Here is a 13,289-nt window from a genome sequence, read left to right on the forward strand (position 1 = left end):
CGGTATTGACCTTCGCTTTGCTGATGGTGGGTTTGCTCTTCACCGCGCGCGCGCGCGACCGGGCGGCGCTGGACAGGGCGCGGGAGGAGCGATTGGCCACCATGAGCAATATTTCCCATGGCCAGCGCATGGAGGCCTTGGTGCAATTGGCCGGCGGGGTGGCGCATGACATCAATAATGTGCTGCAGGCCGTGCTGGGCGGCGCGCGTTTGATCGGCAAGCGCAGCGATGACCCTGACATGCGCCACTTGGCGCAGCGTGTGGGCGAGGCGGCAGAGCGCGGCGGGGCCGTCACCCGTCGGCTGCTCGCCTTCGCCCGGCGCGACAATTTGCAGGCCGAATCGCTGCCCGTGCAGCCGCTGCTGGAGGGGCTGCGGGATGTTCTGGCCCATACCTTGGGTGCGTCGGTGCATGTGCGGCTGACCATCGAGGCCAATATGCCGCCGCTGCTGGCTGACCGAGCACAGTTGGAGACAGTGATGGTTAATCTGGCCGTCAATGCCCGCGACGCGATGCAGCCGCTGGGCGGCAGGCTGGATATTGCGGCGGCGGGGGAGGTCGTGCCGGCGGAGGGTGCTATGGGGCTGCGGCCGGGCGGTTATGTGCGGCTCTCGGTGGGCGATACCGGCTGTGGGATGGATGCTGAGACCTTGCGCCGGGCCACCGAGCCGTTTTTCACCACCAAGGCAAAGGGCCATGGCACCGGGTTGGGCCTGGCGATGGTGCAGGGTTTTTGTGAGCAATCGGGGGGTATGCTGGATATCAGCAGCCTGCCGGGGCAGGGCACGCGGGTGAGCCTATGGCTGCCGCAGGCCCAGGCTTTGAGCCCGGCACAGCCCGACCTTGCCGCGCGTGGCCCGGCCAGTGCGCGGGCCTGCCGCCTCATGCTGGTTGATGACGAGCCGGAGGTGCTGGCCATTCTGGCAGAGGGGCTGCGGGAGCGTGGCCATGTGGTGGTGGAGGCGGGCGGTGGGCTGCAGGCGCTGGGTGCGCTGGCGGCCGATCCTGCCATCGAATTGCTGGTGACTGATCTGTCGATGCCCGGGATAGACGGGCTGACGCTGATTAGGGAGGCGTGGCGGCTGCGCCCGGGCCTGCCCGCGCTGCTCTTGACCGGCTTCTTGGCCCAGGCGGAGGATATGATGGAGAGCGCCGCCAAATCCGGCCCCATCGCGCTGCTGCGCAAGCCTTTGCCACCTGAAGTGCTCAATGATCGGATCAGCGCGCTGATGGCGTCGCAAAATCTGGATGTGTGATCGCGGTTTTGTGCTAGGAATGATCGGCACCTCGGGGGAGGTGGCGGCTTGATGGGCCTGCATGGGGGATATGCATGGCGGAGGATGTGACCCGAAGGGCCTTGTTGCCCATGGGTTTGGTGATGGCGTCGATGCTCGCGGGCTGCGGCGGCAGCGGGCCCGCGCGCACGCCACCGGTGGCGGGTGTGGCAGGCTATCAGGGTGCGGGCAGCATCTCCTGCGTGCCCTTTGCCCGCGCGCGCACCGGCATCGAATTGCGCGGCGATGCCTGGCAATGGTGGGATGCGGCGCATGGGCGCTACCAGCGTGGCCGCCGCCCGGCCGCGGGGCATGTGCTGGTGATGGGCCGCACCCGGCGCCTGCCGCAGGGCCATCTCTCAGTGGTGCGGCGGCAGGTGGCAGCGCGCGAAATCAGGGTTGATCATGCCAATTGGGCCGAGGCTGGCGGCCAGGGCCGTGGGCGGATCGCTGAGGACCAGCCGGTGATCGATGTCTCTGCAGGCAATGACTGGACGGCGGTGCGGGTCTGGTATCCGCCCATTCAGGATTATGGCCATACGGTTTTTGCCGCGCATGGGTTTATTTCGCCGCGCCTGGCTGCGGGGTGAGGCGGTGGCGGAGCGTTGAAAGCGGGCCCTGGAATACATCACGTGAAGAAATATTGGATCAGCACGGCTTTCTTTTCGCCGTTCCGCAGCTTGGGGCTTCCGATCAGGGGGGCGGCGCACTAGGTTCCGGGCATCCGCTTCTGGGACTCCCCTGGGGGCATCGGCCGGCCGCTTGCCGGGCGCATCAACATTCAAGGTCGAGGCTCCGCCATGGGTTCGTTCAGCATCTGGCATTGGTTGGTTGTGCTGCTGGTTGTTTTGCTGCTTTTCGGCGGCAACAAGATCAGCGGCCTGATGGGCGACCTGGCGAAGGGCATCAAGTCCTTCAAGGCGAACATCAAGGAAGATGAGAAGGACGCCGCGATGACGGCGGAGGCGGCGCCGCCGGCGGCCGGTACGGGTTCGATCCAGGGCCCGCAGGCAGCGGCCACCACCACCGCCGCGCAGCCGGCCGGCACCACCCGCCCGGCCGCCTGAGGCCGCCATGGGCGTGGCGGCCGCGGGCCCCCACCTTGGGTCCATCCCGGGTGATGTCGCGGCGGCGATTATCGAGGCTGGGCGGCGGATGGATAGCCGGGGCTGGGTTCCAGCCACCGCCGGCAATTTTTCCATGCGCCTCGAGGCTGGGCGCATTGCCATCACGCGATCGGGTTTCCACAAGGGGTTTCTCACTGCCGAGAGCCTGATGGTGGTGGATGGCGATGGCCGGCCTGAGGAGAGCAATGCCCGCCCCTCGGCTGAAACTGGGCTGCATTGCGGTATTTATCAGCGCTTTGCCGATGCCGGGGCGGCGCTGCATGGTCATTCCGTGCCCTGCACCGTGCTCTCGCGCCTGGCGGGGCCGAACCTCATGCTCTCGGGCTATGAATTGCTGAAGGCCTTTCCCGGCCTGCCCAGCCATGCGGCCAGCATCGCCTTGCCGGTCATTGATAATGACCAGGATATTGCCCGGATGCAGCGCGGCCTGGATGCGCTTTGGGCAGGGCAGGCATCGCCGCTGCCGGGCTACCTCATCCGCGGCCATGGCATTTATGTTTGGGGCCGGGACATGCCGCAGGCGATGCTGCGGCTGGAGGCCCTGGAATTCATGCTGCAATGCGAATTGGAACAAAGGAGGCTGCGATGAGCCTGTTGACCGTCCGCCACGCCACGACTGGCGCTGAAGAACTGCGCACCGATGATGCAGCCCAGATTGCCCAGGTGCTGGGCGGCATTGGCGTGCGCTTCGAGCGCTGGGGGGTGACACCCCTGCCCGCGGGCGCTGATGCCGATACCGTGATGGCTGCCTACAGGCCGCGGCTCGACAGTTTCATGGGCGAGACCGGTGCGGGCACCGCCGATGTCATCAAGCTCGACCCTTCGCACCCGATGAAGGATGCGATGCGGCAGAAATTTCTGAGTGAGCATACCCATACCGAGGATGAGGTGCGCTTCTTCCATGAGGGTGCGGGCAATTTCGTCCTCCATATTGGTGGGCGGATTTATGATGCCCATTGCACCGCGGGCGATCTGATCTCAGTGCCGGCCAATGCCACCCACTGGTTCGATGCGGGCACCGAGCCCAACTTCACCGTGCTGCGGGTTTTCACCGACACCACGGGCTGGACGCCGCATTACACCGGCTCTGACCTCGCCGAGCGCTTCCCCGCGATCACGGCGTGATGGCGCCTCGGCTGGTCCTCACCGATATCGAGGGCACCACGACGGCGATTGCCTTTGTCCATCGCACGCTGTTTCCCTTCATTGCCCAGGCGCTAGAGGAATTCATCGCCCTGCATCAGGGCGTGGCGGAGGTGGCGGCGGTGCTTGATGATGTGCGCGCCGCCGCACCGGGCCAGCCGCCATTGGACACGCTGCGGGGCTGGATGGCAGTGGATGCCAAGGTCACGCCGCTCAAGGCGTTGCAGGGCATTATGTGGCGCCAGGGCTATGCCGATGGCAGGCTGCGTGGGCATCTGTGGCCCGATGTGGCGCCGGCCCTGCGGGCCTGGCATGCGGCCGGCACGCGGCTTGCCGTCTATTCCTCGGGCAGCGAGGAGGCGCAGCGCCTGCTTTTCGGCTTTTCCGAGGCGGGCGATCTGGCGCCGCTCTTCGAAGGGTTTTTCGACACCCGCATGGGAACGAAGCGCGAGGTGGCGAGTTATGCCGCCATTGCCAGCGCCCTCGCCTTGCCGCCGGGGGATATTCTCTTCCTCTCCGATGTGGCCGAGGAGTTGGATGCCGCAGCCGCGGCCGGGATGGCCTGCTGCCAATTGGTGCGGCCCGAGGATGGCACGCAGCCCAGCCCGCGCCATCGCCAGGCGCGCGACTTTGCCGCGGTGGCGCGTGACTTCGCAATGCAACCGCCGGCTGGGTGACATTGCGGCGCAACCCGGTCTAGAAGCGCTCTGCTGCCGCGCGGAGCTGCCAGATGATCCAGGCCTATAGTATTGAAAACGGGCACATGGTGCTGCGCGAGGGCCTGCCCACGGAGGCGGAGCTGCGCGCTGCCGTCTGGATCGACCTGCTGCACCCGACCATGGCCGAGGAACATGCGGTGCAGACCGCCCTGCGGGTTGAGGTGCCCACGCGTGAGGAAATGCAGGAGATCGAAAGCTCCTCGCGGCTTTATAAGGAGGGGGATGACCTCTTCCTCACCGCGAATTTTCTCTATGGCATGGATGTGGGCGAATTCGGCTCCACCGCCATCACTTTCGTGCTGACCAATACCACCTTGATCACCGTGCGCTATGCCACGCCCAAGGCCTTCCCCACCTTCGCCGCGCGCTGCCAGAAGGCGCCGATGATGCTGCACAGCCCCGATGGTGTGATGCTGCATCTCTTCGAGCAGATCGTGGACCGGCTGGCCGATATTTTGGAGCGCATCGGCGGCGATATGGACCGTGCCAGCACGAAATCCTTTCAGGCTGCGCGCGGTGACATGAAGGTCAATCAGCGCAGTGCTGCGCTGAAGGATGTGCTGATCACGCTCGGCCAGGTGGGGGAGGTGACGACCCGCGCCTCGGAGACGCTGCTCGGCCTCAACCGCATTCTCACCTTTGTCGGCGCCGAGAAGAGCATCGCCATCCGCAAGGAGAATCAGGGCATCATCAAGACCCTGGTGCGCGATGTGCGCTCGCTGGTGGAACACGCGAATTTCCTCAATTCGCGCGCGACCTTCCTGCTTGATGCGGTGCTGGGCATCATCAATGTCGAGCAGAATGGCATTATCAAGACCTTCACGGTGGTCTCGGTGGCGCTGATGCCGCCCACGCTGATCGCCAGTGTCTATGGCATGAATTTCCAGCATATGCCCGAGCTGGAATGGATGATTGGCTATCCGCTGGCGATTGGGCTGATGATCTGCACAGGGGTGCTGCCGGTGCTGTATTTCAAGCAGAAGGGCTGGTTGTAGTAGGCTGCTGAACAACCAACTTCGAGCGACAATGGGATCGATGGGCTTTGCCCCACGAGCTGCCCGGCAGCGTCGAGATAGATGTCGATGAGTTTCCTGCATCTTCGATACATTATTGATTTGAGATGTTTGGTCCCGGCATTGAAGAGGAGAGCGTATTTCAGGCGAAAAGGCGGCCATAACCGGGCTGCGAATGCCGGATTCCAGCCACTTGCAGGGCATGCCACATCATCACCGAGGCGGCCGAGATAACGGGCTTGCCCAGATCATCCTCGAGCGTCTGCAGCACGCCGATGGTTGGCATTCCGGTGCCGCTCAGAAACACCGCCTGCGCATCGGGGTGGTTCACGCTGCGGGCGAGGGCATAGGCGCGCGCCTCACTCTCCTCGTAGATGTTGCGAACATTCGGCAAGGTGCCATGGCTGACCACAGTGATGCCATGCGCTTCCAGGTGCTGTTTGCCCTGCAAGGTCGTGGCTTCAGAATAGGGCGTGCCATAGGCGATGCGCGTAGAGCCGAGCGCGGCCAGGGCTGCCAGCGTGCTGCCGAAGGCGGTGATGAAGCGCGTGCCTGAGAGCGCCTCCATCTGCGCGACCAGCGCCGCCTCGCGTGCCTGGCCCAGCGTGTAGCTTGTGGCCGTATGCGCCAGCACGATCACCGCCGGCGAGAGCATCGCCAGCAGCTTCACCGCCTCCGGCACGCTGGCCGCCTGGCTGAGGTTGCGCGCCTCCTGGCCCGCATGGGTGCCGGCCGGCCCTGAAGCGCTGAGGCGGGTGAAATGCAGTGAGGCACCAGGAGGACAAAGCGCCTGCATCTCCGGCTCGACCGTGGGATTGCCCGGTGCCACCAAGAAGCCGATCCGCGCGCGCCAACCCTTCATCACTTTATCCTTTTATCCTGGTCTGTTTTTCGCATGGGCCGCGCCAGAGGCGAGCCGAATAATGGACCAGGCAGCCTGTCTGACTTATCAGGCTCCGCCACCTTGGCGGAAGGTGTCAACAACACCTGCGAGGATGGCACGGCACCCATCGGCGTCAGCCGGTTCCTTTCTCAACTGCGCGCAGAAGCGAGAAGGGATTGGGTTTGCAGCCTAACCCAGCCGAATATGCGCAGGTGCTGGCCGGAGCATTCCCTCTCGCGCCAGCCAATGGCCATCCATGGCCACAAAGCCCGCCTTTTCATACAACGTGCGGCAGAGGATATTCGCCTCCGTCGCCACCATCACCCCGCGCGCTGCGCCGTATTGCGCGACCAGCTCCGCCGCCAACAAGGCCATCGCGCAGGCCTCCACCTCCAGCCCCAGCACCCGGCAGCTCATCACATATTGCACAATGGCCGCACCCTCGATCAGCGCCAGGCCAACCAGGCCATATTGGGTGAAATGATCCGCCACCTCAAACGCCTCAATCCGCCCGCCGCCGGCCAGAAAGCCATGCATCGCCTCGGGTGACCAGCGCTGGCCGGTCGTATTGAATTGATTGGATTTATTTAACAATTCGAAGGCGCGCGAAAAGCGCGGATGGTCGGTGCTGGTGATGCGCAAGCGGGTCATCACCACCCCCAAGCCCTCCAGAAATTCCTCGCGCGGCATGAGCGCCCGCGCTGCCTCCCGCTTGCCCTGCGCCTGGATCATTGCCGTGCGCCGCCCGGCCTCCTCGGTGATGGCGGCCACCTGCAATTCCGGTGCCCAGAGTAAGATGCGGCGGAGGTAATAGAGATCCTGCCCCAGCAGCCGGATATCAGGATGCGCCGCCTGCACCGCCGCACGTTCCACCGGGTTGTCATCGATGAAAACCGCACTGCGCGCCAGCAGATTGCAGGCCTGCAGCACCGCAGCGACATTGGTCGGCTTAGGCTGCCAATTGATCTGGATGGCGGCGAATTCCTCCAAAGGCAGGCGGTCACCGATCACCTCGGGCCAGAGCCTGCGGATCGTCGCCTCATCATTGCGGCTGACAATGGCCAGCAGAATGCCCCGCCGCTTGAGCATGCTCAGCGCCTCGATCACGCCCAGCGGCCAGCCCTCGATCAGCGCCGGGTTGCCCACCCCCTCCTCGGCAATCACGCCGCGCCAGAGCGTGTCATCGAGGTCGATGATGACGAGTTTTACCCCATCCTGCTGGCGGATGGTTCGCAGCATGGCCGCCGCCTCGCTCCAGACGGCCATGATGAATTCGTCAGTCTTGATGGCGTGCATTTGCATGATCGAGGCCGGTGGATGCAGCCGGTTCTGGTCATGCGGGAAATCCCAGTCGCTGATGAACACATTGTGGCTGTTCATCGCGATGATGTCGTCCTGGATATGGCGGCGGCCAATGCTGGCGGCGATGCCATCAATATCCATGACATAGGTATTGGCCTGGGTGGCGGCGCGCTCGGCAATGACGGCATTGAGCCGGCCGACGAACCAGACGGGGTTGCGGGCATCATTCTGCGCCAGCAGCCTTCCCATGGAATTTTGCTGCGGCAGCATAAAATTGGCGATCAGGGTGGGCAGGCCATGCGCCACACCATAGCCGGTTGAGCCGTTGAGCATGTGCATCAGCCGCAATTCGGATTCGGCCAGCACCCGCTCAAACCCTGCCAGATCATCATGCCGCAGGTTAAAGAACATCGCCTCGGGCATCACGCTGCGCAGTGGCAGCACCACGAGTTGGAAGGCATATTCGCCAATCGGGTGCGGCGGCGCTGCCGGCAATTCGCCGACGAAATTATAGGGCAGATGGTCACAGCCAGCACCGGGGAAAATCCGCTCGCAAAAATGGCTGAGTGCCCCGGCAAAGCAGGAGCCCACAATCAGCACCCGGTTCACTTGCAAAGGGCTGCGGGCCAAATCCACCGGTGCGCGATAGCGGTGGTCATTATGGCGCTGCCAATGTGCCTGCTCCGATAGTGCGGTGCTCACGCCCGCTTGATCATCATGCTTCAGGCCGGTCGTCATGGCGGGCTCCCAGGGGCGCGGTACCGAGTCATTCCCCGGCATGGGATCCCAGACATCACCAATGGGCGATTTTGTCCACCACCGCGGAGGATGTGCGCCTCAACCGGGGCTGCTGGTGCCCGCGGTGGCCGCCAAAAGGCTCTCCACGGGGTCCCATAGCAGCGCCTGCTGCGTGATGGACAGCCCCGCCACCTCCACCTCACCCTGCGCCACGATGCGCCCGCCCAGCCGCTCATAGAACCAGCGCGAGGGATTATCCGCCAGCACCCAGACAAAGGCATTGCGGCAATGCAGTGCATGCAGATGCGCCGCCATGGCCCGCATCAGCCGCCGGCCAATGCCCCTCTCCCGCCAATCATCGAGCAAATAGAGCGTCTCCACCTCCGCCTCGGCGATTTCCGGCCGGCGCGAGCGGCCACCGGTGACGAAACCCACCACCAGCCCGCCCGGGGGGGTACGGGTTGGGGCGCGGGTGCCCTCGGGCATATCCTCCTCGCCCACCACCGCAACGAAAGCGGCATGGCCATTCTGCCGCCCGGCAATGCCGCGCTGATAGGAAGCCGCCTCACGCAGGGCGGAAAGATTGGCCAGATACCCTTCCGGCAGAATGCCAGCATAGGCGCTGCGCCACGCCGCCACATGCGCCAGGCCCATGCCATTGGCGTCCTGCGGCCGGGCGCGGCGGATATGGATCACGGCGCGGGGCTGGGCGGCGGGGCTTGCCGGCGCAGCACGGCGGCGAAGAAGCCATCGGTGCCATGGCGCGCCGGTGTCATGACCAAATGCGGCCCCTCACCCGGCGGGGCGCCAGGCAGCCCGGCCGATTCCCAGGCCTGGGCCAGCGGCAGAACACTAAAATCGGGGTGCTTCGTTAAAAAGCGGTCCACCTGTTGCTCATCCTCTTCGGGCAGCAATGAACAGGTAGCGTAGACCAAAAGCCCGCCTGGTCTCACCAAAACAGCGGCCGTGTCCAAAATGTCATGTTGCTTGGCCACAAGCTCTGCGAGGTCGGTCGCGCCGGTGCGATGGCGGGCATCGGGGTTGCGCCGCCAGGTGCCGGTGCCGGTGCAGGGCGCATCAACCAGCACCCGGTCAAAGGTGGCGGCGCGGCGCTTGGCCCATTTGTCACCAGGGTTGAAAAGATGCGTCTCGGCATTGTCCACGCCCGCGCGGGCCAGGCGGCGCGAGGCACCGGCCAGCCGTGGCGCTGAGACATCACAGGCGGTGATCCGGCCCTTATTGGCCATGTTCATCGCCATCGCCAGCGTCTTGCCGGCGGCCCCGGCGCAGAAATCCGCCACCCGCATGCCCGGCCTGGCATCGCAGAGGGCCGCGATCAACTGGCTGCCCTCATCCTGGATTTCGACCAGCCCCTCGGTATAGGCGCGCGCCGCGCCAATCGGCGTGCGGTTGGACAGCCTGAGGCCCCAAGGGGAGAAGAGGGTGGTCTCGGTCACAATCCCCTCACCCGCCAGCGCTGCCTGGGCGGTCTGGCGGTTGCCGCGCAACAGATTCACCCGCAGATCGACCGGCGCATGGCCTTGCATTGCCGCGGCCTCGGTGGCCAGTGCCTCGCCAAAGCGGGCGCGCAGGCCATCAATGGCCCAATCGGGCAGGTTCAGCGCGACACCTTGAGGCATATCGGGATGCAGCAGGGGTTGCCGGCGCAGGCTTTCGGCCAGCGCCTGCTCGGCGCGGTCCAGCGCCTGCGGGCCATAGAGGTCGGGCACGAAGAGGGTGGCCGGCGCGCGATTCTGCACCAGCGCCAGGAAGGCCAGCACCAAAAGGCGCGGCGAGGGCTCAACCCCGCCTCGCCGCAGCCACCAGACCAGGCGGGCATGCTCGCGCACCACGCCCCAGACGGTGTCGCTCACTTCGCGGCGGTCGCCGCCGCCGATATAGCGCCGGGCGCGGAAAAACTCGTGTGCAATGGCATCTGCCGGCCGGCGCGGCTGGGCGGTGAAGGCGGCCAGCAGGTCAATGGCGGCGGCGATACGGGCGGGAGGGGTCATGATTGGGTCTCCAGCAGCGTGCCATCGGCATCACCTAGGGCAGCGCTGCGGCGGGGCATCAGCCATCCTGCCGGTAATTTGGTGCCTCACGGGTGATCGCCACGTCATGAACATGGCTCTCCCGCAGGCCAGCACCGGTGATCCGGCGGAAACGGGTGTTGCGCTGCATGTCAGCGATGGTGGCGCTGCCAGTATAGCCCATGGCGGATTTCAACCCGCCGACCATTTGGTGGATCACCGCCCCCACCGGCCCCTTATAGCCCACCCGGCCTTCCACGCCCTCCGGCACCAGCTTGAGCGAATCCTGCACCTCGGCCTGGAAGTACCGGTCCGCCGAACCACGCGCCATGGCGCCCAGCGAGCCCATGCCGCGATAGGTCTTGTAGGAGCGGCCCTGATAGAGAAACACCTCGCCCGGCGCCTCATCGGTGCCGGCGAAGACGCTGCCCATCATCACGCAATCCGCCCCGGCGGCAATCGCCTTGGCGATATCGCCCGAAGAGCGCACGCCGCCATCGGCAATCGCTGGGACGCCATGTTCGCGCGCGGCGGCCGCTGCTTCCATCACCGCGGTCAATTGCGGCACGCCCACACCGGCCACGATGCGGGTGGTGCAGATCGAGCCAGGGCCAATGCCGATCTTCACCGCATCGGCCCCCGCATTGATCAGTGCCAAGGCACCTTCCGGGGTGGCGATGTTGCCGGCCACCACCTGCACCGCATTGGACAGGCGCTTGATGCGCTCCACTGCCTCCAGCACGCCGCCCGAATGACCATGCGCGGTATCCACCACGATCACATCGGCATCGGCGGCCACCAGCGCCTCGGCCCGGCGGAAGCCATCCTCGCCCACCCCCGTCGCCGCAGCCACCCGCAGCCGGCCTAGCGCATCTTTCACGGCGCCCGGAAAATTCGAGGCCTTGTCCATATCCTGCACCGTCACCAGACCGACGCAGCGGCCCTGCTCATCCACCACCAGCAGCTTTTCCAGCCGGTGCTTGTGCAGCAGATGGCGGGCGGCATCGGCTGTGATGCCCACTGGCGCGGTGACCAGGTTTTCGCGCGTCATCAATTCATAGACCCGCAGATTGGGGTCGGAGGCGAAGCGGGTATCGCGGTTGGTGACGATACCTACCAGGCGCCGGCTTTCGCGCTCCACCACCGGAAAGCCGGAGATACGGGTTTGCGCGGTGATGGCGCGCAACTCTGCCAGGGTCTGGTCGGGATGGACCATGACAGGGTTTACCACCATGCCCGATTCAAACCGCTTCACCCGGCGCACCTGCTCGGCCTGTTCCTCGACCGTCATGTTCTTGTGCACCACGCCGATGCCACCGGCCTGGGCCATGGCGATGGCCATGGGCGCCTCGGTCACCGTGTCCATCGCGGCGGCGATGAGGGGAATGTTGAGACCAATCTCACGGGTGAGCCGGGTGCGCGTATCCGTCGCATTCGGCAAAACTGTGGAATAGGCCGGCACCAGCAAAACATCGTCAAAGGCATAAGCCTCCGCGATCGTCATACGGTCCATCACTGAAGTATCCAACGCCATGGGAAGACCTTTCGGGTCAAGCAACCTTGGCGAACCCTGTTAGGCCCAAGCCTGCTGCGCCGCAAGCTTGGGTTTGTGACGCGCCGGCATGGCTGCTCAGCCCAGGGTGAAGGCCTCATGGATGGCCGATTGCACCATGCCGCCCAGCACCGCGCCGCCACCGGCGACATAAATCCAGTCGCCAATCGTCACCGCCGCCACGGCATGGCGCGGGGTTGGCATGGCGGCATGCGAGGCCCAGGTGTTCGTCGCCGGGTCATAGCTTTCCATCTGGCCAAACACCTTGGCATCTCGCGCCACGCCGCGCTCGATGATGCCGCCCTCGCCGCCCATCACGAAGAAGCGGTCGCGATAGATCACCATGCCATGGCCGGAGCGTGAGGTGGGCAGCGGCGCCAACTCCTCCCAGGTGTCGCGCGCGGGCAGATACACATGGTGCATATCGGTGTTGTACTGGAAGGTATTGAAGCGCCCGCCCACAACATGGATGCGGCCATTCCAGGTCACGCAGCCCACATGGTCGCGCGCGGCGGGCAGAGGGCGGCGGCGCGCCCAGCTATTGGCCACGGGGTCATACACCTCGTGCCAGCCGATTGAGGCGCGCTCATCGCCGGGGTCGGTCGCGCCGCCTATGAGATGGACGCGCCCTTCCAGAATCGTCGCCGCCGCCGCGCCGCGCGGGCGGGGCATGCGGGCAATCTCGCTCCAGCGGTCGGCCTGGATGTCATAGACGAAGGCGAAATCATCGCAGACGCGATTCTGTTCGATAAACCCGCCCATGGCATAGACGCGCCCCGCATCGGCCACCACCGCGACGTGATTGGCGCCGCGCGGCAGGGGCGCTGCATCGTACCACTGGTTGCTCTGGGGGTTGTAGATGGTGTGATAGGCGCGGTTGAAGCGCCCCTCGCCATAACCGCCCACCACATGCATCCGCCCACCCCAGGCGGTGGCCCAGGCCATTTCGCTGCGCGGAATGGGCATATCCGCCCGCGCCACCCAGCGGCCCGGCGCGCCGGCGGGGGCGGGCGAGGCGGTGACGCGCTGTGCCTCCTGCTGCGGGGTGATGTGATGCGGCGCACCGCCCTGAAAGACATTGGCAAAGGGCGCGGGCGAGGATGGCAGCGGCCGTAATGCGGGGACATGGTGCTGGTGCTGCTGCGCCAGGGCTGGGGCAGCCAGCATGGCGGCGGCGGCGGGCAGGATGTGGCGGCGGTTCATGGCGGGCTCCGGCGGATGAAGGGCAGGTTGGCGTCCCTTGGGAGGGCTCCACCCGCGCCGATCTGGTTTATCGGCCAGCTTCGCCGCCCGCGCAATTCTGTTGGTGCTTAGCTTCATCCTCTCCCGGGTTATTTCGGGTGACCCGGCGGAGAGCCTGTTTGCCAGCCCGCGCCGCCCTCGCTCAAGCGGGTGCCAGGCTTCTGCCGGTTTCACCCAGGCTGCGCCTTGGCCACCGGACAATGCCGGCAGGATGCGCCGGGGATGGAGGACGTGGCGGCCGGGCATGGTGTGGCGTGCCATCACCA

The 13,289-nt window shown here is 65.6% G+C and carries 13 protein-coding genes; 7 read left to right on the forward strand and 6 right to left on the reverse strand.

What is annotated here, in order from left to right:
- From ABWP84_RS10435 to ABWP84_RS10465, 7 genes are all read left to right on the forward strand, one after another.
- The coding region (locus ABWP84_RS10435) for an ATP-binding protein (protein ID WP_353211959.1) at positions 1-1,256 on the forward strand (1,256 nt) is incomplete at its 5' end.
- Between the two features lie 122 nt (positions 1,257-1,378).
- Positions 1,379-1,864 (forward strand): CHAP domain-containing protein, encoded by a 486-nt coding sequence (locus ABWP84_RS10440; RefSeq protein ID WP_353211960.1) that lies wholly within the window; start codon positions 1,379-1,381, stop codon positions 1,862-1,864.
- Positions 1,865-2,074: 210 nt separating this feature from the next.
- Positions 2,075-2,341: a twin-arginine translocase TatA/TatE family subunit gene (locus ABWP84_RS10445; RefSeq protein WP_353211961.1), complete on the forward strand. Its 267-nt coding sequence runs from the start codon at positions 2,075-2,077 to the stop codon at positions 2,339-2,341.
- A 7-nt stretch (positions 2,342-2,348) separates the two neighbouring features.
- Positions 2,349-2,990, forward strand: a complete 642-nt coding sequence (locus ABWP84_RS10450; RefSeq protein ID WP_353211962.1) for a methylthioribulose 1-phosphate dehydratase — start codon at positions 2,349-2,351, stop codon at positions 2,988-2,990.
- Entirely contained in the window at positions 2,987-3,526 is a 540-nt protein-coding gene (locus ABWP84_RS10455) for a cupin domain-containing protein (RefSeq protein WP_353211963.1), read from the forward strand. Before ABWP84_RS10450 ends, ABWP84_RS10455 begins: the two co-directional genes overlap by 4 nt.
- Positions 3,526-4,221 (forward strand): acireductone synthase, encoded by a 696-nt coding sequence (gene mtnC, locus ABWP84_RS10460; protein WP_353211964.1) that lies wholly within the window; start codon positions 3,526-3,528, stop codon positions 4,219-4,221. Before ABWP84_RS10455 ends, mtnC begins: the two co-directional genes overlap by 1 nt.
- 53 nt (positions 4,222-4,274) lie before the next feature.
- Positions 4,275-5,258 carry a magnesium transporter CorA family protein gene (locus tag ABWP84_RS10465; protein WP_353211965.1) on the forward strand — a complete coding sequence of 328 codons (984 nt, stop codon included), beginning with the start codon at positions 4,275-4,277 and terminating at the stop codon, positions 5,256-5,258.
- Positions 5,259-5,418: 160 nt separating this feature from the next.
- Here the strand turns inward: ABWP84_RS10465 and ABWP84_RS10470 are convergent, their stop codons facing one another.
- From ABWP84_RS10470 to ABWP84_RS10495, 6 genes are all read right to left on the reverse strand, one after another.
- The gene (locus ABWP84_RS10470) at positions 5,419-6,138 is read right to left on the reverse strand and encodes a hypothetical protein (protein ID WP_353211966.1); all 720 of its coding nucleotides are present in this window, start codon (positions 6,136-6,138) and stop codon (positions 5,419-5,421) included.
- Positions 6,139-6,348: 210 nt separating this feature from the next.
- A complete protein-coding gene (locus ABWP84_RS10475) occupies positions 6,349-8,199 on the reverse strand; it encodes an HAD-IIIC family phosphatase (protein ID WP_353211967.1) in 1,851 nt (616 codons plus the stop codon).
- Between the two features lie 99 nt (positions 8,200-8,298).
- Positions 8,299-8,895 carry a GNAT family N-acetyltransferase gene (locus tag ABWP84_RS10480; RefSeq protein ID WP_353211968.1) on the reverse strand — a complete coding sequence of 199 codons (597 nt, stop codon included), beginning with the start codon at positions 8,893-8,895 and terminating at the stop codon, positions 8,299-8,301.
- On the reverse strand, positions 8,892-10,211 hold the full coding sequence (locus ABWP84_RS10485) for an RsmB/NOP family class I SAM-dependent RNA methyltransferase (RefSeq protein WP_353211969.1): 1,320 nt from the start codon (positions 10,209-10,211) through the stop codon (positions 8,892-8,894). Before ABWP84_RS10485 ends, ABWP84_RS10480 begins: the two co-directional genes overlap by 4 nt.
- Positions 10,212-10,269: 58 nt before the next feature.
- A complete protein-coding gene (guaB, locus tag ABWP84_RS10490; RefSeq protein WP_353211970.1) occupies positions 10,270-11,763 on the reverse strand; it encodes an IMP dehydrogenase in 1,494 nt (497 codons plus the stop codon).
- Between the two features lie 96 nt (positions 11,764-11,859).
- A complete protein-coding gene (locus tag ABWP84_RS10495; RefSeq protein WP_353211971.1) occupies positions 11,860-12,984 on the reverse strand; it encodes a kelch repeat-containing protein in 1,125 nt (374 codons plus the stop codon).
- Positions 12,985-13,289: the final 305 nt, after the last annotated feature.

This window comes from Rhodovarius sp., from assembly GCF_040399605.1.
GTDB lineage: Bacteria > Pseudomonadota > Alphaproteobacteria > Acetobacterales > Acetobacteraceae > Rhodovarius > Rhodovarius crocodyli_A.

Coding starts and splice junctions, on each gene's coding strand:
- ABWP84_RS10455 (WP_353211963.1), top strand. CDS start 2,987: ATGAGCCTGTTGACCGTCCGCCACGCCACGACTGGCGCTGAAGAACTG.
- ABWP84_RS10475 (WP_353211967.1), bottom strand. CDS start 8,199: ATGACGACCGGCCTGAAGCATGATGATCAAGCGGGCGTGAGCACCGCA.
- ABWP84_RS10495 (WP_353211971.1), bottom strand. CDS start 12,984: ATGAACCGCCGCCACATCCTGCCCGCCGCCGCCGCCATGCTGGCTGCC.
- ABWP84_RS10445 (WP_353211961.1), top strand. CDS start 2,075: ATGGGTTCGTTCAGCATCTGGCATTGGTTGGTTGTGCTGCTGGTTGTT.
- ABWP84_RS10470 (WP_353211966.1), bottom strand. CDS start 6,138: ATGAAGGGTTGGCGCGCGCGGATCGGCTTCTTGGTGGCACCGGGCAAT.
- mtnC (WP_353211964.1), top strand. CDS start 3,526: ATGGCGCCTCGGCTGGTCCTCACCGATATCGAGGGCACCACGACGGCG.
- ABWP84_RS10465 (WP_353211965.1), top strand. CDS start 4,275: ATGATCCAGGCCTATAGTATTGAAAACGGGCACATGGTGCTGCGCGAG.
- ABWP84_RS10485 (WP_353211969.1), bottom strand. CDS start 10,211: ATGACCCCTCCCGCCCGTATCGCCGCCGCCATTGACCTGCTGGCCGCC.
- ABWP84_RS10450 (WP_353211962.1), top strand. CDS start 2,349: ATGGGCGTGGCGGCCGCGGGCCCCCACCTTGGGTCCATCCCGGGTGAT.
- guaB (WP_353211970.1), bottom strand. CDS start 11,763: ATGGCGTTGGATACTTCAGTGATGGACCGTATGACGATCGCGGAGGCT.
- ABWP84_RS10440 (WP_353211960.1), top strand. CDS start 1,379: ATGGCGTCGATGCTCGCGGGCTGCGGCGGCAGCGGGCCCGCGCGCACG.